The organism is Parvibaculum sedimenti (assembly GCF_009184905.1).
Taxonomy (GTDB): Bacteria; Pseudomonadota; Alphaproteobacteria; order Parvibaculales; family Parvibaculaceae; genus Parvibaculum; species Parvibaculum sedimenti.
On sequence record NZ_WESC01000036.1, the window covers coordinates 1 to 1,110 of the forward strand.

1 protein-coding gene is annotated in these 1,110 nt (G+C 63.6%); it reads left to right on the forward strand.

Annotated features, from left to right (window positions below; all coding sequences use genetic code 11):
• The first annotated feature begins 77 nt into the window (after nt 1-77).
• Nucleotides 78-1,097, forward strand: coding sequence for an IS1595 family transposase (locus F2P47_RS17530; RefSeq protein WP_152217686.1), 1,020 nt, complete (start codon nt 78-80; stop codon nt 1,095-1,097).
• Nucleotides 1,098-1,110: the final 13 nt, after the last annotated feature.

Consider the following 1,110-nt stretch of genomic DNA (forward strand, 5'->3'; position numbering starts at 1 on the left):
CGTGCCTATCCGGTTGACGCATACACCCACTAGATGTAGTTAGACGCCAGTCATCGATCGAATGAGGCGTTGCAGCGATGGACGTTCTCGACCGCGCGGGACTGGCGTTTCCGAAATCGCTCCCCGAATTCCAGCGGCTTTTCCCGGATGACGCGGCGTGCGCCAGCTATCTCGAAAAGGCCCGCTGGGCCGAGGGTTTCACATGCCCTCATTGCGGGGAAGTCGGCGAACCGTTCCGTATCGCCACGCGGCCGTCCATCCTGACTTGCCGCAAGTGCCGCCGCCAGACGGGGTTGACGGCAGGGACCGTCATGGAGCGCTCGCACACGCCGCTGAGCGCCTGGTTCTGGGCCGCTTACCTTGTCGCCAGCCAGACGACCGGCATGTCCGCCGTGCAGTTCCAACGCCAGCTCGGGCTCTCGCGTTACGAGACCGCCTTCGGCCTTCTGCACAAGCTCCGGGCCGCGATGGTGCGGCCCAACCAGGACAGGATCGGTGGTCGGCCCGGCCAACATGTCGAAGTGGACGAGACATGGATCGGCGGACGGACGCGCGGCGAAGGCCGGGGCGTGCATCACAAAGTGCTTGTCGCCGGCGCTGTGGAGGTGCGCCATCGGAAGCCGGGAACCGCGCAGGACACGCGAAAGGATGGACGCTACGCCGGGCGTGTCCGGCTCGCTGTCATGTCCGACCGGAGCGCCGAACAGCTCTGCGGCTTCGTCGAAAGCGCCGTCGAGCCGGGGACGCTCACGGTGACGGACGATTGGAGCGCCTACGCCAGCCTGCGGAAGCGCGGCTACGATCATCATGCCATCGCCGAGTGCGGCGATCCGGAGGTTGCCGAAGAATTTCTGCCCATCATCCATCTCGTCTTCTCGAACTTGAAGACTTGGCTCAGCGGCACTCATCACGGCGTCAGCGCGAAGCATCTGCAAGCCTACCTCAATGAGTTCACTTTCCGCTTCAATCGGCGCTTCTACCCCTTCAACGCTTTCCGTTCGCTGCTCGGGATCGCCGGCGAAGTCGACGCGCCGACATTCGACGCGCTTTATTCAGGAGAGTGGAGACACCCTACATCTAGTAGGTGTATGCCTTAACCGGATAGGCACG

Coding starts and splice junctions, on each gene's coding strand:
- F2P47_RS17530 (WP_152217686.1), top strand. CDS start 78: ATGGACGTTCTCGACCGCGCGGGACTGGCGTTTCCGAAATCGCTCCCC.